Annotated in this window: 20 protein-coding genes; 8 read left to right on the top strand and 12 right to left on the bottom strand. The window is 69.3% G+C overall.

Annotated features, from left to right (window positions below; genetic code table 11):
* Positions 1 to 16 precede the first annotated feature (16 nt).
* From ACIQF0_RS03620 to ACIQF0_RS03610, 3 genes are all read right to left on the bottom strand, one after another.
* Positions 17 to 2,620: a glycoside hydrolase family 3 protein gene (locus ACIQF0_RS03620; protein ID WP_401024044.1), complete on the bottom strand. Its 2,604-nt coding sequence runs from the start codon at positions 2,618 to 2,620 to the stop codon at positions 17 to 19.
* 125 nt (positions 2,621 to 2,745) lie between these two features.
* Positions 2,746 to 3,399, bottom strand: coding sequence for a YdcF family protein (locus ACIQF0_RS03615; RefSeq protein ID WP_401024041.1), 654 nt, complete (start codon positions 3,397 to 3,399; stop codon positions 2,746 to 2,748).
* Between the two features lie 13 nt (positions 3,400 to 3,412).
* The gene (locus ACIQF0_RS03610) at positions 3,413 to 4,486 is read right to left on the bottom strand and encodes a helix-turn-helix domain-containing protein (protein WP_401024039.1); all 1,074 of its coding nucleotides are present in this window, start codon (positions 4,484 to 4,486) and stop codon (positions 3,413 to 3,415) included.
* 156 nt (positions 4,487 to 4,642) lie between these two features.
* Between ACIQF0_RS03610 and ACIQF0_RS03605 the strand changes: the two genes are divergently transcribed.
* Both ACIQF0_RS03605 and ACIQF0_RS03600 read left to right on the top strand, forming a co-directional pair.
* Positions 4,643 to 5,098, top strand: a complete 456-nt coding sequence (locus tag ACIQF0_RS03605) for a glycine-rich domain-containing protein (protein WP_401024036.1) — start codon at positions 4,643 to 4,645, stop codon at positions 5,096 to 5,098.
* Positions 5,099 to 5,105: 7 nt separating this feature from the next.
* On the top strand, positions 5,106 to 5,927 hold the full coding sequence (locus ACIQF0_RS03600; protein WP_401024034.1) for a hypothetical protein: 822 nt from the start codon (positions 5,106 to 5,108) through the stop codon (positions 5,925 to 5,927).
* A gap of 24 nt (positions 5,928 to 5,951) precedes the next feature.
* On the opposite strand, the gene ACIQF0_RS03595 is transcribed toward ACIQF0_RS03600, so the two are convergent.
* Positions 5,952 to 7,598: a glutamate--tRNA ligase gene (locus ACIQF0_RS03595; protein ID WP_401024031.1), complete on the bottom strand. Its 1,647-nt coding sequence runs from the start codon at positions 7,596 to 7,598 to the stop codon at positions 5,952 to 5,954.
* Positions 7,599 to 7,698: 100 nt separating this feature from the next.
* Between ACIQF0_RS03595 and ACIQF0_RS03590 the strand changes: the two genes are divergently transcribed.
* On the top strand, positions 7,699 to 8,319 hold the full coding sequence (locus ACIQF0_RS03590) for an L-threonylcarbamoyladenylate synthase (RefSeq protein ID WP_093588235.1): 621 nt from the start codon (positions 7,699 to 7,701) through the stop codon (positions 8,317 to 8,319).
* Here the strand turns inward: ACIQF0_RS03590 and ACIQF0_RS03585 are convergent, their stop codons facing one another.
* Positions 8,320 to 10,143, bottom strand: coding sequence for a S8 family serine peptidase (locus ACIQF0_RS03585; RefSeq protein ID WP_401024028.1), 1,824 nt, complete (start codon positions 10,141 to 10,143; stop codon positions 8,320 to 8,322). It lies immediately after the preceding gene.
* Positions 10,144 to 10,381: 238 nt separating this feature from the next.
* Here ACIQF0_RS03585 and ACIQF0_RS03580 point away from each other — a divergent pair, with 238 nt between their 5' ends.
* The gene (locus ACIQF0_RS03580; protein WP_401024025.1) at positions 10,382 to 11,338 is read left to right on the top strand and encodes a hypothetical protein; all 957 of its coding nucleotides are present in this window, start codon (positions 10,382 to 10,384) and stop codon (positions 11,336 to 11,338) included.
* Between the two features lie 329 nt (positions 11,339 to 11,667).
* Here ACIQF0_RS03580 and ACIQF0_RS03575 read toward each other — a convergent pair whose 3' ends face one another.
* Positions 11,668 to 12,249 carry an NUDIX hydrolase gene (locus ACIQF0_RS03575; RefSeq protein ID WP_360030614.1) on the bottom strand — a complete coding sequence of 194 codons (582 nt, stop codon included), beginning with the start codon at positions 12,247 to 12,249 and terminating at the stop codon, positions 11,668 to 11,670.
* Positions 12,250 to 12,335: 86 nt separating this feature from the next.
* On the opposite strand from ACIQF0_RS03575, the gene ACIQF0_RS03570 reads away from it, so the two are divergent.
* Complete coding sequence (locus ACIQF0_RS03570; RefSeq protein WP_401024022.1) at positions 12,336 to 13,478, top strand: helix-turn-helix domain-containing protein; 1,143 nt, start codon at positions 12,336 to 12,338, stop codon at positions 13,476 to 13,478.
* Here the strand turns inward: ACIQF0_RS03570 and ACIQF0_RS03565 are convergent.
* On the bottom strand, positions 13,475 to 14,368 hold the full coding sequence (locus tag ACIQF0_RS03565; RefSeq protein WP_401024019.1) for a ParB/RepB/Spo0J family partition protein: 894 nt from the start codon (positions 14,366 to 14,368) through the stop codon (positions 13,475 to 13,477). The two genes, ACIQF0_RS03570 and ACIQF0_RS03565, sit on opposite strands and share 4 nt — an antisense overlap.
* A gap of 77 nt (positions 14,369 to 14,445) precedes the next feature.
* Positions 14,446 to 14,838 carry a CoA-binding protein gene (locus tag ACIQF0_RS03560; protein ID WP_401024016.1) on the bottom strand — a complete coding sequence of 131 codons (393 nt, stop codon included), beginning with the start codon at positions 14,836 to 14,838 and terminating at the stop codon, positions 14,446 to 14,448.
* Between the two features lie 118 nt (positions 14,839 to 14,956).
* Between ACIQF0_RS03560 and ACIQF0_RS03555 the strand changes: the two genes are divergently transcribed.
* Entirely contained in the window at positions 14,957 to 15,379 is a 423-nt protein-coding gene (locus ACIQF0_RS03555) for a YciI family protein (protein ID WP_401024014.1), read from the top strand.
* On the opposite strand, the gene ACIQF0_RS03550 is transcribed toward ACIQF0_RS03555, so the two are convergent.
* Together ACIQF0_RS03550 and ACIQF0_RS03545 are read right to left on the bottom strand one after the other, a co-directional pair.
* Complete coding sequence (locus tag ACIQF0_RS03550) at positions 15,373 to 16,137, bottom strand: PucR family transcriptional regulator (protein WP_401024011.1); 765 nt, start codon at positions 16,135 to 16,137, stop codon at positions 15,373 to 15,375. The two genes, ACIQF0_RS03555 and ACIQF0_RS03550, sit on opposite strands and share 7 nt — an antisense overlap.
* Positions 16,138 to 16,251: 114 nt before the next feature.
* Positions 16,252 to 17,172, bottom strand: a complete 921-nt coding sequence (locus ACIQF0_RS03545; RefSeq protein WP_401024009.1) for a PucR family transcriptional regulator — start codon at positions 17,170 to 17,172, stop codon at positions 16,252 to 16,254.
* 108 nt (positions 17,173 to 17,280) lie between these two features.
* On the opposite strand from ACIQF0_RS03545, the gene ACIQF0_RS03540 reads away from it, so the two are divergent.
* Positions 17,281 to 17,991, top strand: a complete 711-nt coding sequence (locus ACIQF0_RS03540; protein ID WP_401024006.1) for a Crp/Fnr family transcriptional regulator — start codon at positions 17,281 to 17,283, stop codon at positions 17,989 to 17,991.
* A gap of 25 nt (positions 17,992 to 18,016) precedes the next feature.
* On the top strand, positions 18,017 to 18,421 hold the full coding sequence (locus ACIQF0_RS03535; RefSeq protein ID WP_401024003.1) for a DUF6069 family protein: 405 nt from the start codon (positions 18,017 to 18,019) through the stop codon (positions 18,419 to 18,421).
* Between the two features lie 48 nt (positions 18,422 to 18,469).
* Here ACIQF0_RS03535 and ACIQF0_RS03530 read toward each other — a convergent pair whose 3' ends face one another.
* Together ACIQF0_RS03530 and ACIQF0_RS03525 are read right to left on the bottom strand one after the other, a co-directional pair.
* Positions 18,470 to 19,471 (bottom strand): beta-ketoacyl-ACP synthase III, encoded by a 1,002-nt coding sequence (locus ACIQF0_RS03530; RefSeq protein WP_401024000.1) that lies wholly within the window; start codon positions 19,469 to 19,471, stop codon positions 18,470 to 18,472.
* Positions 19,472 to 19,484: 13 nt separating this feature from the next.
* Complete coding sequence (locus tag ACIQF0_RS03525) at positions 19,485 to 20,840, bottom strand: aldehyde dehydrogenase family protein (RefSeq protein WP_401023997.1); 1,356 nt, start codon at positions 20,838 to 20,840, stop codon at positions 19,485 to 19,487.
* Positions 20,841 to 20,842: the final 2 nt, after the last annotated feature.

Raw genomic sequence — 20,842 nt, 5'->3', positions numbered from 1 at the left:
TTCTACTCGTTGTCGGTTACGTACAAGGCAAAGCGTCTGGATCGGCACCCGCCTTGGGCACCCACCGGATGTTCGCGAACGAGGCCTGGAACGCGCCGTCGGTGTAGACGAGGAACGGCGTGTTGACGCTCTCCAGGTCCAGTCCCTTGTTGGAGAAGCAGGAGACCGGGATCTTGACGGTCGCCTTCTGTCCGATGGGGAGGTTGCGGAACGCCTGCGTGGCATCGATCTCCGCCATGCACGGGTACTGGCAGTGCGAGCTGATGACCGTGCGGTTGGCCGGGGCTTGGTGCACGATCACGTCGAACTGGATGGCCGCGTTGGCGTTGCCGTAACCGCGGAGGTCGCTGACCGCCGCGCTCTGCAGGTACACCTGGCCGGGGCCGGTACCGGTCCACGTCGTCTTGAGCGCGTCCTGCTGGACGTTGACATCGGACTGCACGACGTTGAGCTCGGCGTGCGAGGCCTGGCCGTCGGGGCCGATCACGGTGCCGCCCCAGTTCTCGGCCGAACCGATCATCGACTGGTACGGCGCGATGTCCGTGCGGTTGAAGATCTCCAGGTCCTCGGTCGCCGTGCCACCGCCACCACCGGAGCACAGGACGCCGGGGCTGGTCTCGTCGAGCGTGCCGACGCGGCCGGTCTCCCAGTCGCGCAGGCCGTAGCCGAGCTTGAACAGCGGCTTCCTGGCGGGCTCACCGGGCAGCGCCGGGCAGGCCTCGCCGGGCCACGAGTAGGACAGCTTGCCGCTGAACCCGTTGTGCCGGCCCCTGATCAGCAGGTCGGCGATGCCGCCGCCCTCGGTGCCCGGCAGCCAGGCGGCCACGAACGCGTCGGAGCGGTTGATCTCCTTGTTCATGTACAGCGCGCGGCCGCCGACGTAGACGGTGACGACCGGCTTGCCCTTGCCGGACACCTTGTCCAGCACGGCCAGGTCCTGCGGCTGCAGGCGGGCGGACTCGAACGACCGCTTGCCGAGGTCGCCCACGCCCTCCGCGTACGGCGTCTCACCGATCACGGCGATGACCGCGTCGAACTGCGCCGGGTCGACGCCCTCCGCGGTCTCGGAGAACGTGACGTTGGCCGCGCCCAGGGTGTCCTGGATGCCCTTGAGGATGCTGGTGGCGTTCGGGAAGTCGGCGTTGGTGTTGCCGGTGCCCTGCCAGGACAGCGTCCAGCCACCGGTCTGGTTGCCGATGTTGTCGGCGGTCTTGCCGACGACGAGAACCTTGCTGCGCTTGGACAACGGCAGCACGCGCTTCTCGTTCTTCAGCAGCACGGCGGACTCGCGCACGGCCTCGCGGGCGAGTTCCTTGTGCTGCAACGCCTTCGCGTCACCCGCGTGCTCACGCAGCGACGGCTTCTTGGCCTCGAACACACCGGCGCGCAGCTTGACGCGCAGAATGCGGGTGACCGCGTCGTCGATCCGCGCGATCGGGATCTCACCGGCGTTGACCTGGGCGATCGTGTTGGTGATGAGCGCCTTCCAGTCGTTCGGCACCATGAGGATGTCCAGGCCGGCGTTGATCGCCGCCGCACAGCTGCCGTTCGTGCAGCCAGGAACCTGGCCGTGGCCGTTCCAGTCGCCGACGAGCAGGCCGTCGAAGCCCATCTTCTCCTTGAGGATGCCGGTCTGCACGTACTTGGACCCGTGCACCTTGCCCTCGTTGATGACGTCGTTCGTCCAGCTGTTGAACGAGATCATCACGGTCTGGGCACCGGCGGCGAGAGCGCCGTAGTAGCCCTGGCCGTGCAGGTTGATCATGTCCTTCTCGGAGAAGGCGTTGACGCCCTGGTCCTTGCCGCCGGTCGTGCCGCCGTCACCGAGGAAGTGCTTGGCGGTGGCGATCACGCCGTCGGAGCTGATGCGCTTCTTGGCGTTGTCCTGAAGGCCGCGGACGGCTTCGTAGCCGTAGGCGCGCGTGATGCGCGGGTCCTCGGAGAAGCCCTCGTACGTGCGGCCCCACCGGTCGTCCTGCACGACGGCGAGCGTCGGCGAGAACGCCCAGTCCTGGCCGGTCGCGCGGATCTGCTCGGCCGTGGCCTCGTTGATGTCGCGGATGAGGCACGGGTCCTGCGTCGCGCCGAGACCGATGTTGTGCGGGAAGACGGTCGCACCGAAGACGTTGTTGTTGCCGTGCACCGCGTCGATGCCCCAGATGGCGGGGATCTTGGTGCGCGACTGCTTCGAGGCCTCGAAGAACGTGTCGGCGAGCGCCAGCCACTCCTGCGGCGTGGCGTTCTTCTTGGCGCCGGGCCAGCTGCCGCCACCGTTGAGGATGGAGCCGAACCCGTAGGTCGTGACGTCCGCGGCCGTGATCGCGTTGATCTCGGGCTGCGTCATCTGACCGACCTTCTCGGCCAGCGTCATGTCCTTGAGGATCGCCTTGATCCGAGCCTCGTCCTTGCGATCGCCGTCGAGCTGGCTCTCGACCTTCGGCCAGTCCTTGAGCGTCGGCAGGGACTTCTCAATGCGAGCACAACCGTGCTCCGTCTTCGGCTGCCCGATGACCGTCTGCTTCGGCGGCCAGTGCTGCGCGTCCTGCGCGCCGGCCGCCGAGGTCGCGCTGGCGGCGAGCGTCAGCCCCAGCACTGCGGCGAGAGTGCTTCTCCAATGCATGCCGCGATCCTCAACGGCGTGTTACGTCCACGTCAATGGGAACGCTCTCACGACTTTGTTCCGGAAACTTTCAGGACGAAAGTCCCATACCGGGCCGATGCGTTCGGACACGCGTCCGGGCAGGCTCAGATCAGCCGGCTGTCGAACCCCGCTCGGACGAGTCGTTCGTAGGCCGCCAGCACGTCAGCAGGCACGTCCTGCTCGACCGCGAAGCCCAGCTTCGGGTACTCCACCACCCGCTGCAGGTCCCCGACGAGCATGTCGACGACGAGCTTCTCGTCGCCGATCGACCGGACGTAGTCGCCGAACTTCAGCGGCTCGGACGCGCAGACGACCTCGACCTCCGGCCACACCTTCCGGCACGTGGCGAAGGCGCGGCGTTCCATGTACGGCTTCGAGATGAGCAGCACCGAGCGAGGCGCGTGACCGTTCTCCGCCAGGAGCGCACGCGACAACCCCACGTTCTGCCCGGTGTTGCCCGCCCGCGGCTCCACCAGGAGAGCACCGTCCGGCACGCCGAGCGACAAGGCGTGCTCGCGGTAGTGCACCGCCTCCCCTCGCGGGAACCGAGCGGCCGTCGTCGGGCTGTTGGCACCGCTGAACACGAGCAGCGGGAACAGTCCGGCGCGGTACAGCTCGGCGGCGAAGGTTGCCACGCCGAGGTCGTGGCTGCCCAGGCCGATGGCGACGTCGACCGGACGCGGCTCATGTCCCATCTGGTGGTGGTCCCAGATGGTCTCCGCGTCGCGCCGCTGTTCGTCGCTGATCGGCCGGCTCACAGGTGATGCGCTCCTAGTTCACGTGCTCGAAGGCGCTTCGGATGGCCTCGATGCTGGCGAGTTGATGGGACATGCCGAACGTACGTGACGTCCCGGCGGCCTCGTCGAGCAGCCGCAGTCCGCCCTCCGAGGTCGCACGATCTGACAGGAGGACGTGGGCGTGCGCCGTCTGCAGCCGGACCCGCTGCATCGGGGAGTCCGATCGGTTCGCGAGTGCGACGTCGATGTAGCGCAGCGCCACGCCCAGTGCACCCGCTCCACGGTGTGCGAGGGCCATCTTCTGGTGTGCGACCGCCCAGTCATCGGGCTCTTCGAGCTGCTCGAAACGACGTATCGCCTCAGCCATCACTGTCACCGCGTGGTCGTTGGATCCCTTCTTGCTCAGGGCCGTCCCCACCCACAGAAGCGCCCGAGTGCGGTCACGAGGGCTGAGTCGGGAGTCGCCGGCCAGCGCCTCGTACCTGCGGGCAGCGAGATCGAGCCGCCCGTTCATCTCCTCCACGACCGCGAGCGACAACTCCACCTGCGCGACCCTGCGCGGCACACCCAGCTCGCGGAAGAACTGGTGCGCGCAACGGTAGGTGTGCGATGCCGACAGAGATCCCTGGACATCACCCTGGTCTCGTTGCAGGTCGCCGAGCAACACGAGCGATCGCGCGTGCAGGTACACCCCGTGGCCGTCGAGCTCCAGTGGGGTGAAACGCCGCAGCCAGCGGCCGACGAGGCTGCTCGCGAACTTGAAGTCCTGTTGCGCCAAGCATGCCGCCGCGCGTCCCAGGTCGTCGGTCCAGGTCTCGTAGTCCCATTCCCTCGGGCCGCTCCGGTAGTAGTCACGAACCGGCACCTCGCCGTCCTGCCGCAGCAGCAACTCGAAGCGTTGCTTGGCCTCCACGTCCGCGGTGGCCAACGCGGTGTCCAGAATGGACTGCATGAACGGGCGCGGCGTGGTTCTCGCGCCGAGCGACTCCCACTTGGTGACGGTGCGGACGCCGACGCCCAACCGCTCCGCGAAGGCACGCACGCTGAGACGCAGCGCGCGGCGGAGCGCACGTGCTTCACGGCCTGTCCAGTGAGCCAGTGACCCCATGTCGGCGACCTCCTCCTGCCCCATGGAACCAGGTGGGCGCGGGAATGTGCGCCGCAAGTACCACGGAAGTGCCACACCGGTTCATTACCGGCGAAAAGGGTCACGAGCAGGCTGTTCAGCAGGCAGCGACACACTCTCGACGATCAGGAGAAGCCCATGTCAGCGATCGCCTGCGCTCCGTCCGCGATCCCGACCGAGGTCCGGCACCGACTGCGCCTCCAACTGGCCACCGAGCACTCGATCACCGTCGGGGAAGCCGATCGGATCGTCACCGACACGATCAGCTTTCTCCTTGTGTGCGCGGCCAACCCACACGAGCAGTTCCGGCCGAGCAGGCAGGTCGACCTCGGCTGGCACCAGTTCATCCTCAACACCCACGACTACGCAGGCTTCTGCGATCAAGTGGCAGGGAGGTTCCTCCATCACGTGCCGGACGAGTTCACCGCGCCGGTGCGTCGCGCGACAGCGGACGCCCTCGGCCCTACCGTGGAGGCGATCAAGACCGCCGGACTGCCCTTCCACGCCGAGTTGTGGCTGACCGGCGATGGACGTTGTTCGCAGTGCCACGCCGGCTGCACCACCTGCGGTCAGGGCGGCGAAGACCCGAACTGAGGAACAGATGAGCGGCCGCCTCGAGTGGCAGGAGCTACCGGCCGGAGTGCGTGAGGCCGTCCAGGACCACACCGGCCAGGTCGTGAAGGCGGAAAGCGCTCCCGTGGGACGCAACTCCGCGTTCGCCGCATCGCTGGCCACCGCGGAGGGACCGGTGTTCTGCAAAGGTGGCAGAACGGACAGTCCACAGGCGGTCATGCATCGCAACGAAGCAGCGGTGAACCCGTACCTGCCGGAGGACCTGGCCCCGCGACTGCTGTGGCACGTCGAACGGGACGGCTGGTTGCTGCTCGGATTCGACCACGTTTCCGGGCAGCACGCCGATCTCTCGCCGGGCTCCCCCGATCTCCCGCTCGTGGCGGACGCCGTCAAGAAGATCAGCAGGATCACTCCGCAGCGGGCATCACGGCGAATGATCGCCGATCACTGGGAAGTGGCACTCGCGAACGAGCCCGCCGACGAGCGGGCAGCACACGCGCCGCGACACATGCGCGGGTCGACGCTGGTCCACTCCGACCTCAACCCTCTGAACATCCTCGTCGCCGACACCGCGCGCATCGTCGACTGGGCGTGGTGGCGGACCGGCGCGGCCTGGATCGACCCGGCGTTCGCGGTCGTGCGGCTCGTGGCGGAAGGCCATCGACCCGCGCACGCCGAGGAGTGGGCGGCACAGTTCGACGGATTCCGGGAGGCGCCCGCCGAGGCGCTCACCGCGTTCGCCGCATCGCTGGTGTGCCTGTGGGGACGAAGGTTCGCGGGCACCGCGGCCACCGAGGCAGCGCGGTCGTGGGCAGACCACCGGACAGCGAACGGCCCCCGATTCCCGTAGGAACCAGGGGCCGTCGAACGCCTGTCAGCCGGCCAGCGCGCGCACCCGGCGCAGCACCTCGTCCGCACCCAGCGTGCGAGCCACCGCGTGCAGGTCCGGGCTCGCCTTCGACCCCGTCAGCGCCACGCGGATGAGCTGCGCGGCCTCACGGATCGAGCCGGGGTACGCGTCCGGGTTCTTCTTGAGCTCCTTGGGGTTCGGGGCGAACCCGTGCTTCGACGCGAGCTCGCGGATCTGACCGAACCACTCCTGGCCGTCCTCGAGGTCCGCGTAGCCGTCGGCGAAGTCCGCGGCGAACGCGGAGATCAGCTCGGGCGACAGGCCGCCGAGGCGCTCGTCGGTCCGGTCGGACACCAGCGGGAACAACGACGGGAAGAAGAAGCCGTAAGCGGTGCGGAAGTCCGCCCACTTGCGGAGGTCCTTGCGCGGGTTCGCGACCTCCGGGCCGCGCTCGACCTTCAGAGCCGCCAGCGCCGCGTCGCGCTCGGAGGCCAGCACGGTGACCAGCTCGGGGTCGTAGGTGGCCGCCCACTCGGACACCAGCGAGATGATCTCCTCACCGGAGAGGGTGGCCACGTGGTCGGCGCAGATGTCGTCGAGCTTCACCAGGTCGACCAACGGGCCGGCGACGCCGCACTCGGCGAGCGAGATCGGGGTCTGCAGGGCCTCGGCCAGCGGCAGCTCGGCCAGGCGGGCGTTGACCAGGCCGCGCAGGTAGTACTGGACGGCCGGGGCCGGGAAGCCCGCCTCGATGAAGAACTCGACGGACGCCTCGGGGTCCTTGCGCTTCGAGAGCTTGCGCCGGGAGCCGCCCTGCTGCTTCATCAGCGGCGCGATGTGGGCGTACTCGACGCGGTCGAAGCCCAGGGCGTCGAACAGCTGCAGGTGGGTCGGGACCGAGGAGATCCACTCCTCGCCGCGGATCACCAGGTTGACGCGCATCAGGTGGTCGTCGACCGCGTGCGCGAAGTGGTACGTGGGCAGGCGCGGCGACTGGTCCGACGCCTTGAGGATCACCACGTCGTTGCGGTTCGCGTCGTGCTCCAGCGGACCCCGGATCGCGTCGACGAACGACGTCCGCTCCCCCGCCTTGCCCGGCGAACGGAAGCGCACCACGTACGGACGACCGGCCTCCAGCGCCTCGGCGACGTCCTCGGCGGTCTTGTCGCGCCAGATCGCCCAGCGGCCGTAGTAGCCGGTCGGCAGCTTGGTGGCCTGCTGGCGGGCGGTGATGTCCGCGAGCTCTTCCTTCGTCGCGAAGCACAGGTACGCGTGACCGGAACGCACCAGCTCACGCACGTACGTCAGGTAGACCTGCTCGCGCTGCGACTGGTGGTACGGGCCGTACGCGCCCACGGCGTCGGCCTCGTCGGGCTCGATGCCGAAGTACTTGAACGCCTGGTTGAACTGCTCGACGGCGCCGGCGACCTCACGGGCCTGGTCGGTGTCCTCGACGCGCACGATGTACGAGCCACCGGAGTGGGACGCCAGGTCGCGGTCGATCATGCCGACGTACAGGCCGCCGATGTGCAGGAACCCGGTCGGCGACGGCCCCAGGCGGGTGACCTTCGCGCCTTCGCCCAGCCCGCGGGGCGGGTACTGCTCCTCCCAGTGGGCCGGCTCGGGCAGGTCCGAGGGGAACAGGGCGTCGACGACGGCACGGTCGAGCATCGCTAGGGGTCTCCAAACCAGGGAAAGAAGTAGCCCCAGGTTAGCAACGTGCGCGAGCCGAAATGCTGGCCCCTCGGTGATCGGCCTAAGCTCACCGGCCATGGCCAAGTACCTCGACGTCCACCCGGTCAACCCGCAGAAGCGCGCCATCGACCAGGCCGTGAAGATCCTGCGGGAGGACGGCCTGATCGCCTATCCGACCGACTCCTGCTACGCGCTGGGCTGCCGGCTGGGCAACAAGGACGGCATCGACCGCATCCGCGAGATCCGCAAGCTCGACGACAAGCACCACTTCACGCTGATGTGCGAGAACTTCGCCCAGCTCGGCCAGTTCGTGGTCGTGGACAACGCGGTGTTCCGCGCGATCAAGTCCTCCACGCCGGGCAACTACACGTTCATCCTGCCCGCGACGAAGGAGGTGCCGCGCCGCATGATGCACGCGAAGAAGAAGACGGTCGGCGCGCGCATCCCGGACCACGTCGTGACGCAGGCGCTGCTGGAGGCGATGGGCGAGCCGCTGCTGACCAGCACCCTGCTGCTGCCGGACGAGGCCGAGCCGCTGGTGCAGGGCTGGGAGATCAAGGAACGCCTCGACCACGTGGTGGACGCGGTGATCGACTCCGGGGAGTGCGGCACCACGCCCACCACGGTGGTGGACTTCTCGAGCGGCGAGGCCGAGATCATCCGCTACGGCGCGGGCGACCCGGCCAGGTTCGAGTAACTACGACACGACCAGCGCGTAGTCGGCGTCGGTCGCGGCCGTCTCGACGTGACCGTCGACGTTGACCGAGGTCGCGATCACCTCGACCGTCCAGTTGCCCGCGGCGGGCGTCTGGACCAGGACGTTCTCCACGGTGTCGACGGTGTTCGCGACGCCGCCGGACGTGGACCAGTTGCCGGCCAGCAGGCCGTTGTTGCCCCAGTAGACGGTGCCGTTCGGGGCGGTGACCTTCAGCGTCAGGTCGTTGACGGTCGCCTTGGCCGCGGTCGGCGACCCGGCCGGGTCGGTGTAGGCCAGCGTCGCGCGCAGCGGCGTCTGGCCGTTGGACGCCACGGTGTACTTGCGCGACTGACCGGTCGCCAGCAGATCGGTCTCGTTCACCAGCACCGGCAGCTTCCAGCCGCCCGCCTTCGCGCGGTCGTAGAGGTTGCGGACCGACGCCGTGCCCCAGCCCTGGTGCGTGCGGGTCTGGTCGTGGGTGGTGCCGGAGAACGTGAACTGGTTGGCGGTGTTGATCAGCAGCGCCTTGGCGGTCGCCGCGTGCGGACGGGACGTGAACACGTCACGGCCCTTGCCGGGCGCGCCGTCGAACACGCCGTCGGCCCACATCTGGAACAGCAGACCGGCGTTGCCGCAGGTGATCGGCGTCGCGCCGGACGTGCCGCCGAACGACGTCGTGTAGGCGGTGTCGCTGGTCGACGTCGTGGTGTCGATGCGGTCGTAGTAGTTCGAGATCTCCGGCTTGATGCGGCCGTCGGCGGCGGGGCCGATCGACGCTCCGCCGTTCCACTTGTCGTCCGCGCGGTCGAGGGTGTTGTAGTGGTACTGGCCACCGACCGACAGCACGTTCTTCGCCCACGCCTGCGGACGCGAGCTTCTGGTGCCCGCGTTGCTCTGCGACTGGCAGATCAGCAGGTCGGTGTCGAACACGATCCGGTCCATCTGCTGCGAGATCGCCGTGTACGACGTGGTGAGCGAGTCACCCCAGCTGTTGGACTGGAAGACCGCCCGGTACTGGCCTGCCGGGTCGACGAGCTGCTTGGTGTGCGCGTAGCGGTCGCCGGTGTTGTAGACGGCCGTGATGCCCTGGGCCTCCGGCAGCAGGCCGCGGTGCGCGGACGAGACGCCGGACGCGAAGATCTGCCCGTACGTCGAGGTGCCGTGCGAGGTGTTCGTGGTGTTGGCGGTGTGCTGCAACGCCGGCCGGGCGCGGAACTCCTGGTGCGTCAGGCGGAACCCGCCGTCCATCACCTCGCCGCGCACGCCCTGGCCCTTGTAGCCGCCGACGCTCTCGATGTAGTTGGCGCCGGACGACTCGCGCGAGATCGCCATGTCGGTCTCCGGCGCGGACACCGGGTCGATCGCGATCACGGCCGGCAGCTTCGCGAGCTGCGCGGCCTGCCCGGCGTCCAAGGTGGCCATGATGTGCTCACGGCTCGCGGAGATGACGTTCACCTTGCCGCCCAGGGACTTCACCTTGGCGGCGACGGCCTTCTGGTCGCGCTCGTCCTGCTCGACGAGCGTGATCAGGTAGTCGGAAGCACCGCCCAGCGCCATGATCTGCGGCTGGGCCTGGAACGGGCGCACGTCGGCCACGTAGCTCAGCCGCGAGACGCGCGCGGTGCTCGTCATGCGGGCGAGGTAGGTGCCGTCCTGGACGAACGCGCCGAGCCGCACGCCGAGGCCCTGGAGCTGGTGGCGCTGGCCGTCGTTCAGGGTGGTGCGGAACTGCAGCAGGTAAGCGCTCTCCGCCGGTGCGGCGACGGCAGGAACGCCGCTGATCAGGGAGAACACGGCGGCGACGGACAATATTGTGCGCAGCACGAAGACAACCTCCATCGGCAGGGGTGGCGGCGACCGGAGGGAGTCACCGCCCGTGACCAGCACGTTACCGCTCAGGACCAGGTCAGGACATCAGTCGTTCGGCGGTGATCATCTAGCGGGACGATGTAGAAGAATCCGTTCGGCCGCCCGCATTCGTTCACCCGGATGGTGCATCCGGAGTAACGTCCGATCGGGTAAGCCCGACATGCCCGGCAAAGCATTTCCGCGCGGAGGACGGATGCCAGTCTCACCTGAGCAGCTGATGGAAGAACTGCGCACCTTGTGCCGTGGGCGCGGTGTGCAGACTCCCGGTATCGACTTGCACGTCGGACCGGCGCTTCGGCAGGTGTGCGGCATCGTCGAGACGGACGGCGCGGAAGCCGTGCGGACGAAACTGCGCGACTGGGTCCTGAACGCGACGCGCGGTTTCCCGGTCGAGGTCCGCAACGCCGTTCTGGCGCCGCTAGGACTGCACGACGACGCGCAGTTCCGGTTCCTCAACGAACGCATCGAGTGGCTCGCGAAGCAACAGGACCGCGGGGCGCGCACGGTGCGCAGACGGATGGACGCCGGACTGCAGCGCCTGGTGGAGGTGGCGCTGCAGCCGGCTCCTTCGACGACGCACGTGGCGCCATCGGAACTGTGGCACGTCAAGGAGTTCGACGCGCTGCTGAAGCTGGACGGTCCGACGCCCGCGTGCACGGAACGCCGGACCGTTGTGGCCGACACCGACGGTGTCAACGAGATCGCGTGGTCGATCACGATCCCCTCACCCACGCCCGACGGTGCTCCAGGTGACCTGGACGTGGAGGTGTTGCACGGGGTCGAGCTCATCGGCCACGAACGTCCGTCCCCGCGACGCTTCCTGATGAAGCTGCGGTTGCCCCGACCCCTCAACGCGGGACAAACGCACCAGTTCGCGCTCGAAGTGCGCGTGCCTCGGGGACAATCGATGCGTCCGACCTACGTGTTCTGGCCGGAGCGGATGTGCGAGTCGTTCCGGTTGCGGGTGCGGTTCGACCGGGACGACCTGCCTGATGCGGTGTGGCGCGTCGAAGAGGCTCTGGCACGCGACACCGACGACCTGACGCCTTGGCCGCAGGCGCTGCCACTGGACGAGATCGGGGAGATCGACGTGCAGTTCCCCCATCCCCGCCAGGGCCGCGGCTACGGCGTGCAGTGGACGCCACGCTAGAAGCCGTGCGGGTTCAGATCATGTCGATGCAGAAGTGCGGTTCCACGGCTGACACCTCCCTTTGATGGCCAGGGAGAACCGCAGTCCGAAACGAAGTCAGATCACCGTTGCGATGAAGACGCTTCCTGCCATGAAACCGAGGAAAAGGCAGACAGCGGCAACCTTCATGACGGTGGCGAGTGAGCAGATCATTCTCATCGAAGAATTCACCTTCTCATTCTGACTGGCTTTCGGGCTGTTGTTCTCGCCGATGCACCAAGAGTGGCTTTTCGCCAGTCGAATGAGAACGGGTTTCCTGTTTCCAGCGAAATGAGGAAACCCTGGGAATGCTATTTCTGGGTCGTGCGGCGCAACGCCATCACGAGCAGCGCGTGCGAACTGCCGGCGTGCGGGAGCATGCCCTGCCGGACGAGGTCGAGCGCGTGGCAGAACGGCATGGTCCGCACGCGCAGGTCCGCCTCACCGGGCTCGAGCGCCGCCTCGCCCTGGGTGAGGTCGGTGGCGAGGAAGATGTGGTCGACGTGGTTGCTCAGGCTGTCCGCGCCGTGGATCTGGCCGAGCCGTTCCCACTTCGCCGCCCGCAGCCCGGTCTCCTCCGCGAGCTCACGACGTGCCGCGGCCAGCGGATCAGCGTCCGAGTCGTCGACGGCGCCGCCGGGCAGCCGCCACTCGGTGCCGCCGTGCGTGTAGATCCACTGCCGGGTCAGCACGACCTCGTCGTCGTCCTGGATCGCGAGGATCGTGACCGATCCCGGCGCCACGACGTGCGTGTAGGTGCCATGTCCGCCATCGGGTCTGACGACGCTGTCAGAGCGCACCTCGAACCACTGCGACCGGTGGACCACGTTGGTCGCCAAGCGCTGCCAGACCATCACCACACCAGCCGCCTCGTCGAGCCGCGTCATCACCATGACTCACATGGAACCATCGCCGACCGTTCCAGATAGCCCCAGTTGATCGTCAATCAACGGCCAATAAGTGGACATTCGGCATTCGGGTGTTTGGCGACGTACACACTTCCGGGGGGAGGGGGGTGAAGCCGTTGTCGCCCACGTTCGCCCAGGAGGTTCGCCGCCTGCGCAACGAGCGCGGGCTCTCACTCAGTCAGATGACCGGCCTCGTACCGTACAGCAAGGGACACCTCAGCAAGATCGAGAACGGCCAGGTTCACCCGAACCCCGAAATGGCCAGGCTCTTCGACAACGTCCTTCAGGCTGACGGTCACCTGATCGAACTAGCGGACGCGCCGGCCCGCCCGATTCCCAGTGACCACACCACTCTTCTCACCTTCGACTCGATGTTCGACCACCACCGCGCGCTGGGCCACCGGCTGAGCCCCGAGGTGGTGTTGTCCAGTCTCCGCCCCCAGGTGGACGCGCTGAGTTCGATGGCCCGCTCGGCCGACGACCCCGGTCTCGGCCGCGGCCTCTGGTTGCTGGCCGCCCGCTACGCCGAGTACGCGGGCTGGATGGAACAGGAACGCGGCGACGACGCCTCGGCGGCCGAACTCACCCGGCGCGCCGTCCAGTACGCCGCGCGAGGCGGTGACCCGGACCTGGAGGCCTACGCCTACGTCCGGGCCTCGGAGTTCGCCCTGTACCGCGGCGACGCCCACGCCACCGTCAACTTCGCCCGCAAAGCGGGCAAATCCCGTTCCACCGCGGTGAAAGCCGTGGCCGCCCAACGCGAAGCCCAGGGCTACGCGCTGGCAGGTGCCGCGGACCGCTGCCAGGCCGCCCTCGACCGCGCCGCGGAACTCCAGGGAGCGCTGGGCGAAACCCGTTACGGCACAACGAGCATCGTCGACCAGGTGGCCATCGCCCGCGCCTGGTCGTTCCACGACCTGGGCCGCCACGCCGAGGCCGCCGTCATCCTCGACGACCAGATGCCGCTGATCGCCCCCACCGCCCTGCGCGCCCGCACCCGCTTCGGCCTGCGCAGGGCTCTGGCCCACGCCGCGGCGGGCGACGTCGACCACGCCTGCGACCTGGTGGTCGACCTGCTCGACGACATCCGGCAGGTGCAGTCCGCGACCGTCCACATCGACCTGACCGCGTTCAGCAAGTTGTTGTCCCGCTTGAGACCCGCGGCGGGGCGCGAGGTGGCGGGCGAGATCGGCGAGATCCTGTTCGAGTCCTAGACGGCGGCCCGGTCCTCGCGTTCCAGCGCCTCGGCCATCTCCACCCAGGCCTCCGCGACCCCGCGAGCCATGTCCGCCACCAGTTCCCGGCAGTGCGAAGGCACCCCGGACACCACGGTGGCCCACTCCCCGGACGACACCGCGTGCGCCTCCAGCCACCGCAGGACCAGCCGCCCGTGCTCGTTGAACCGCAACGACGGGTCCCGTCGCAGAATCGGCAGGGTGGCGTCAGGATCGCGGACGTCGGCACGTCCGGCGGGCAGCGCCTCGCCGGCCCGCTCGGAGGCGCGCATCCGTTCGGGCACCGGGTCCAGCCCCGCGCTGAGCCGGCGGCGGACGTCCCGGACGGTGCCCGGCGACACCCCGGAGGCACGGGCGATGTCGCGCAACGAGGCGTCGGGCCGTTCGGCCACCAGCCGCCCGGCGAGCCTGCGCCCGGCGGCGGAGTTGACCGGCCTGACCTTGCCGTCGCGGCCCACCCGCACCGGGGCCTGGCCGCCCACGGCGCGCCGCAGCACGCCGACGGACTTGGCGGCGAGGCCGGTGGAGGCCGCGATCGCACGGTCTGAGCACTGCGGGTGCGACCGCAGCAGGCGCCGGGCCGCGGCCTCGCGGTCCGCGGTCGACAGCGTCGCCAGGTTCAGCGACACCGACAGCCCGAACAGGTCCTCGACGGGCCCGTCGACGTACTCGACCTCGACGGAACGGCAGCCGCGCAGCACGGCGGCCTTCAGGCGGTGGGTGCCGTCGACGACCCTCATCGTCGGGCGGTGCACCACGATCGGTGGCAGTGAGGCGCCGGACGACGCCAGTGAACGAACGAAGTCGTCGCTGCAGCCGCGAAGGCGCGGCGATTCGGCGGACCGCAAGGCGGTGATGTTGACGAGCATGCGAAATCAAGCCCCCCAGGCTGATTGTCTCCAGAACCCCCAGGTGTCCGGACGACCAGGCCAGGTTAGCTAGTCGTTCAACGGGAGCGCCACTCGATCGCGGGACACACGTCCATCACCATGCGCAGGCCGGCGTCGCGAGCGCGCGCGTACGCCGCGTCGTCCACCACGCCGAGCTGGAACCACACGGCCTTGGCACCGATCTCCGCGGCCTCGTCCGCGAACTGGCCGGCGTCCTCCGAGCGGCGGAACACGTCCACGACGTCGACCGCGAACGGGATGTCCGCCAGGGTCGCGTAGCCCTGCTCACCGTGCACGGTCTCGGCGGACGGGTGCACCGGCACGATCTTCTTGCCGCGCTGCTGGAGGAAGCGGGCGACGCCGTGGGCCGCGCGGGACGGGTTGTCCGAGAGCCCGACGATGGCCCAGACCTGGCAGTTCTCGAGGATCCAGTCGACGTCTTCGCGCATGCTTCCCACAGTAACCCTGTGACGCCGGTCACAATTGACGGAAGCCGGTCGAAACGCCGGGGTCCCCGATCGACGCCTGGGTAGAAACGCACCAGACACCAGGCAGAGGAGACCCGAGATGCGCTTCATGGTCATCGTCAAGTCCACCCCGGAGACCGAGCAGGGCGTGATGCCGACGTCCGAGGAGCTCGCCGCCATGGGCAACTTCAACGAGGAGCTCGTCAAGGCCGGCGTGATGCTCGCGGGCGACGGCCTCTACTCGAGCGACAAGGGCGCGCGGGTCAGGTTCGACGGCAAGGGCGCGACGACGGTCATCGACGGTCCGTTCACCGAGTCCAAGGAGCTGATCGCGGGCTTCTGGATCTGGGAGCTGCCGAGCCTGCAGGACGCCGTCGAGTGGCTGAAGAAGGCGCCGTTCCAGGAGGGCGAGGTCGAGATCCGCCAGGTCCACGGCGACGAGGCGTTCGGTGACGCGCTGACGCCCGAGATCAAGGCGCAGGAGGACCGGCTGCGCGAGCAGATCGCCTCGCAGAGTCAGTGAGTGCGCGGAAGCGGCACTTCCGGCGCTGAGTGCGCGGTCAGCGCGACGCTCAGGGTCAGCAACGCACGCGGCGAGGTCGGACGGCAGCCCGTCAGCCGTTCGATCAGCCGCAGGCGGTGGTCGAGCGTGCTGCGGTGGATGTCCAGCCGCCGCGCCGCCGCCGCGCGGTTGCCGTCCTCGCCGATGAACGCCCGCAACGCGTCCAGCAACGGCTGTCGCGCCACCACGGGTTCGATCACGCGGACCAGCCGTTCGGCGACGTGCGGCTGGCGCAGCACCGCGAAGTCCGCCAGGACGCCGCGCAACTCGTAGACGCCCGGCGCGCGGCGGGAAGCGATCCGCAGGACGTCCTCCGCCGTCGCGCGGGCAGCCGCGAGGTCGCGCCGGGGCGCCCAGGCGACGCCCATCCACACGTCAGCGCCGAGCCGTTCGTACAGGTCACGTGCCAACGCGAGCTGGCCGTCCTGGGCGCACGGCAGCAGCACGTATCCGCCCTGGACGCCGTCGAGCACCAGGGCGTCGGGGTTGTCCCGCAACGACTCCAGCACGCGAGCGGCATCGTCCTCAGTGGACGCGCAGAACGCGATCACCGCGTACGCGAGCGCCAGTCCGTCGAAGGAACCGTTGTCACGCCCGGAGAGCAGGGTTCTGGCGAGCTGACGGCGGGTCGCCACGTCCTCGACCGGGGGAAGGCCGAACGGACGGAGGATGTCACGCAGCACGTCTCCCAGCAGCCTGCTGTCCAGCACGGTGGTCACGCGTCGCCTCCTTGAGGTGGCCTGCGGTGTCGCACCGAACGGTAGGGAACTGTCGACAGTTGGCACAGACGGCTTGAGGGAGGCTTGACGTTCACCGCGGCGAGCTGAATCCGTTCAGCCCCAGGCGTTCGCGCGGCTCATCCCGATCGCCGTGCCCAGAACCGCGAGGTCACGCGGGTTGACGGGGCTCAGCCCGGTGAGCTCCTCGATCTGCCACAACCGGTAGTCGATGGTGCTGCGGTGGATGAACAGCTTCCTGACAGCTACCGCCCGGTTGCCGTCGGCCTCCAGCAGCGCCAGCACGGTCTCCACCAGAACGGGGTTCGCCAGCAGCGGCGCGACGACCTTGTCCAGCTCGTCGCGGACCTCCGGCGTCTGGACCATCGCGCTCTCGAACAGCACGTCGTCGATCCGGTAGACACCGGGCGGCCGGCCGAGCGACGACACGAGCGCGTCGATCTCGTCCACCTCCCGACGCGCCAGGGGAACGCGCGCGGCGGGCCGTTCCGCGACGCACAGCCACATCTCGCCGCCGATCTCCAGGCACACCTCCCGGCACAACGCCAGCGCGGCCCCTTCGGAGACCGGCAACAGGAGATGACCGGACGAAGCGCACAGCACGGTCCCACGTCGGCGGAAAGCGTTTACCACTCTATCTGTCAAGGCCCCGCGCACCGAGACGACGGTGTAGAACGCGGCCGCGCCATCGGGTGCGCCACCGCCGAGCACCGCGTCCGCCAGCCCGTCGTCGGCGGCGCAGAACGACGCCATCAGCTCGGCGGCCAGCGCGGTTCCGGCGGCGGCCAGCGCGCGGGCGTCACCGCCGTCGTCCAGCATGGCCTCGGTCAGCAGCCTGTCGGTGGACCGCAGGGCCACGACCACGTGCGCGACCGGGACCTTCGCCGAACGCAGCCGTGAGCCGACGCGGTGCGCCACCGTCACGGCGGCGTCCTCCCAGCCCTCGGCGTCAGCGGCGGCGGCCCGGTAGACGGCGAGGAACTCCTCGTGCAGCAGGCGACCGACGTCGAAGAGCACGGGTCCCTCCCATCTTTCGCACCGCTGAAGGATTTCAGCGCGGGCAGTGGGGAAACCCCCAGCGTTCTCCAGCGGTACGCCAGTGCCCGCGACCCTAACGTCGGGTGCATGGCACCTCAGCTGCTCGCCCCGGCGCGGCCGCCGATCCTCACGCCTTCGCAGGAGGCCTGGCGCCAGTTCGCGCAGGCCCTCTCCCCCGTCGAATTCGGCCGCGGCGAGGTCATGCTCCGGCTCGGAGTCCCCGCCGACGACCTGATCGTGGTGCGCTCGGGCAAGGCGAAGACGTGCTGCACCTCCACCGACGGCCGCGAGCTGGTGCTGGACTTCCACTGCGCCGGCGATCTCCTGGTGGAGCCGACGCTGTTCGACGCGGCGCCGTCCGTGTCGACGACGGTGGCGATCACCGACGTGCGGGCGGGCCGGATCTCGCGGGCGGACCTGACGCAGTGGCTCGCGCTGTGCCCGGAGATCACCGAACGGCTGCTCGGCCAGATCGCCCGCCGGCAGCGCGAGTCGCACCAGATGCGCATGGACCTGGTGCAGATGGACTCCCCCGCGCGCCTCGCGAAGGCGTTGCTGCGCCTGGCAGGACGGTTCGGCACCGACCGCCGCGGCGGGTTGCTGATGATCGAGGACCTCACCCAGGAAGAACTCGGCCAGTACGTCGGGTCGCGCCGCGACACCGTCAACAAGACGCTCTCGGACTTCGCCCAGCGCGGCTGGATCTCGATCGAGCGCAAGAGCATCTTCCTCACCGACCCGGCCCAGCTGTCCCGCCGGGTCCGCGTGGGCATGCCCGCCGTGCCCGCGCAGCGCTGATCCGACAACGCAGGGAGATCCTCAGGTGACAACAGAAACCAAGGCCGGCACGGGCAAGGTCGTGCTGGGAGTCGTGGCCGCGATCGTGGTGGCCTCGATCGGCAACGCCGTCGTGTCGTACCTGGCGCAGGCGCTCGGCGCCGACCCGAACGCCGTCGAGGGCCTGAAACCCCAGGGCTACGTCGTGCTGACCGCGCTGGGAGTGATCATCGCCGCGATCGCGTGGGCGACGATCCGCAAGCGCGCCAAGGATCCCGCGCGCACGCTCGGCAAGCTCGTCCCGATCGTCGTCGTGGTGTCGTTCCTCGCCGACGTCCCGGTCTTCTTCCTGCCGGGGTCTTCAGTCGTCGGCGTGCTCGCGCTGATGGTCATGCACGTCGTCGTGGCCGCGGTCTCGGTGCCGATCTTCCGTCGCGTGCTTCCGGTGTAGCAACAGGAAGAACGGCCGGGAGGTGCGTCCTCCCGGCCGTTCTCGTGTTCACTCCGAGAGACCGAGCTCCGGCCACACCAGCGTCGTGGCGCCCCACGTGAGGCCGCCGCCGAACGCAGTGAGCAGTACCTTCTGCCCCGCCGCCAGCTCCCCCGACCGCACGCCGTGCGCGAGCGCCAGCGGGATCGAGGCGGCGGAGGTGTTGCCGACGTCGGTGATGTTGGAGACGAACTTGTCGCGCGGCACCCCGAGTTCCGCCGACACCGCGTCCAGGATCCGGGTGTTGGCCTGGTGGGCGATGACTCTGTCCACATCGGACGCGACCCAGCCCTGCCGCTTGATCGCGTTGCGCGACGCGGCGGACATGCGCGCGACCGCGTTCGCGAAGACCTCGCGGCCCTCCATCTGGAAGAACTTGTCGCCGTGCGGCACGATGTCGCGCGACGATCGTTGCCGCGAGCCACCGGCCGGCACGGTGATCAGGTCGGACAGCTCGCCGTCCGAACCGAGGTCGAACGGCCCGAGCGCGCCCGGCTCGTCCGGTGATCCCGCCCGCAGCACCACCGCTCCCGCGCCGTCGCCGAAGATGACGGACGTGGTGCGGTCCTGCGGGTTGAGGATCGTCGAGTAGGCGTCTCCGCCGATCATGATGAGGCTGTCCACGATGCCGGCCGTGATCAGCCCGGCGCCCACCCCCAGCCCGTACACGAATCCCGTGCACACGGCCGCGATGTCGAACGCGGGGACGTCGATCAACCCCAGCCGCGACGCGATCTCCGGAGCCGTCGCGGGACAGGGCCTGTCGGGTGTCGTCGTCGCGAGGATCACCGCTCCCGCGCCCGGCACGCCCGCCGAGCGCAGTGCCCGCCGCGCCGCCTCGACCGACAGGTCCGAGGTCGCCATGCCGGGTTCGACCACGTGCCTCGTGGCGACCCCGATCCGCGACCGGATCCACTCGTCGGTGGTGTCCAGCTTGGCTGTCAGTTCGTCGTTGGTGACCACTCGCGGCGGGAGCCATGACCCGAGTCCCGCGACCACCGCTGCGCGCATTCTCCGACCTTCCTCACCGTTCGTCAGCCAGGACTTCCGGGAGGAAGTGGCTGGGAAACCCTTGGAACACCACGGGACGCTGGAACCGTTCGACGGCTCGTACGCCCACCGAGGTGTGGAACGGCGACGTGGTCGCGGGCCAGGGACCGCCGTGGTGCATGGCCGGGGTCGTCGCGATGTCGTTGGGCCACTGGTTCCACACGATCCGCCCGGCACGCCCGGTCAGTTCGCTGACCAGTTCGGGCAGAAGGTCGTCGTCCTCGCCGTGCACGGTCGCGGTCAGCTGCCCCGGCAACGCGGCGGCGAGCTCCAGCAGTTCGTTGCTGTCGCGGTAGGTCACCACGACGGACACGGGCCCGAAGCACTCGCTGAGCACGTCGTCGTGGCCGTTCAGCACGTCGGCGGCGGTGGTGCGCAACAACGTGGGCGCGTGCCCGCCCGCCCCGGAGCCGCCCTCGACGAGCACGTCGAGGAACTCCGTCAACGCCTCCACGCCGGTCTCGAACCGCTTCGCCACGAGCTTGTTGAACAACGGCTCCGCCCGCAACGCGCGCACCTCGGCGGCGACGTCGTCGGCGAAAGCCTCTGGTACGACGAGAAGTCCGGGCTTCGTGCAGAGCTGCCCGCTCTGCTGTGCCAACGCCTGAGCGAACCCGCGCGCGATCTCCTGACCGCGCCTGCGAACGGCCCGAACGGTCACGAACACCGGGTTCACGCTGCCGAAGCCGCCGTAGAACGGGATCGGCTCGGGCCGGGTCGAGGCGAGGTGGTGCAGTTCGCGGCCCACGCGGCTGCTGCCGATGAACGCGACGGCCTTGATCCGCGGGTCGAGCACGAGCTGACGGGCCTGGCGCCGGCCGTGCACGAGCGCGAACACGCCCTTGGGCAGCACCGCCTCGACGATCTCGGCCGTGCGGTCGGCGAGGTCGGGATAGCTGTGGCTCGCCTTGACCACGACCGGGCACCCGGCGGCCAGCGCCGACGCGGTGTCGCTGCCGGCCACGGAGAACGCGAACGGGTACGAGGTGGAGCCGAAGACGGCGACCGGTCCGAGCGGGACCAGCACGCGGCGCAGGTCCGGCCTCGGCCCGGCGGGCCACGCCGGGTCCTCGCGGTCGACGACGACCCCGTTGACCGCGCCCGAGCGCAGGTACTCGGCGAACGAGCGCAGCTGGAAGGTCGTGCGGGCGACCTCCGCGCGCAGGCCCTCGCCGGGGAGCCTGCACTCCCACTCGGCCAGCGCGACCAGGTCTTCGGTCTCGCGGTCGAGCGCCTCGGCGACGGCGTCCAGTGCCGCCGCCCGCTCGTCCGGCCGGGTCGTGCCCCACTCACGGGCGGCGTCCGCCGCCCGGTCGAGGATCTCCTCCACGA

The organism is Lentzea sp. NPDC092896 (genome assembly GCF_044754905.1).
Classification (GTDB): Bacteria; Actinomycetota; Actinomycetes; order Mycobacteriales; family Pseudonocardiaceae; genus Lentzea.
The sequence above is the reverse complement of the archived record's forward strand: the minus strand, read 5'-3'. Positions and strand labels throughout refer to the sequence as shown.

Coding starts and splice junctions, on each gene's coding strand:
- ACIQF0_RS03620 (WP_401024044.1), bottom strand. CDS start 2,620: ATGCATTGGAGAAGCACTCTCGCCGCAGTGCTGGGGCTGACGCTCGCC.
- ACIQF0_RS03610 (WP_401024039.1), bottom strand. CDS start 4,486: ATGGGGTCACTGGCTCACTGGACAGGCCGTGAAGCACGTGCGCTCCGC.
- ACIQF0_RS03605 (WP_401024036.1), top strand. CDS start 4,643: ATGTCAGCGATCGCCTGCGCTCCGTCCGCGATCCCGACCGAGGTCCGG.
- ACIQF0_RS03600 (WP_401024034.1), top strand. CDS start 5,106: ATGAGCGGCCGCCTCGAGTGGCAGGAGCTACCGGCCGGAGTGCGTGAG.
- ACIQF0_RS03595 (WP_401024031.1), bottom strand. CDS start 7,598: ATGCTCGACCGTGCCGTCGTCGACGCCCTGTTCCCCTCGGACCTGCCC.
- ACIQF0_RS03590 (WP_093588235.1), top strand. CDS start 7,699: ATGGCCAAGTACCTCGACGTCCACCCGGTCAACCCGCAGAAGCGCGCC.
- ACIQF0_RS03580 (WP_401024025.1), top strand. CDS start 10,382: ATGCCAGTCTCACCTGAGCAGCTGATGGAAGAACTGCGCACCTTGTGC.
- ACIQF0_RS03575 (WP_360030614.1), bottom strand. CDS start 12,249: ATGGTGATGACGCGGCTCGACGAGGCGGCTGGTGTGGTGATGGTCTGG.
- ACIQF0_RS03565 (WP_401024019.1), bottom strand. CDS start 14,368: ATGCTCGTCAACATCACCGCCTTGCGGTCCGCCGAATCGCCGCGCCTT.
- ACIQF0_RS03560 (WP_401024016.1), bottom strand. CDS start 14,838: ATGCGCGAAGACGTCGACTGGATCCTCGAGAACTGCCAGGTCTGGGCC.
- ACIQF0_RS03555 (WP_401024014.1), top strand. CDS start 14,957: ATGCGCTTCATGGTCATCGTCAAGTCCACCCCGGAGACCGAGCAGGGC.
- ACIQF0_RS03540 (WP_401024006.1), top strand. CDS start 17,281: ATGGCACCTCAGCTGCTCGCCCCGGCGCGGCCGCCGATCCTCACGCCT.
- ACIQF0_RS03530 (WP_401024000.1), bottom strand. CDS start 19,471: ATGCGCGCAGCGGTGGTCGCGGGACTCGGGTCATGGCTCCCGCCGCGA.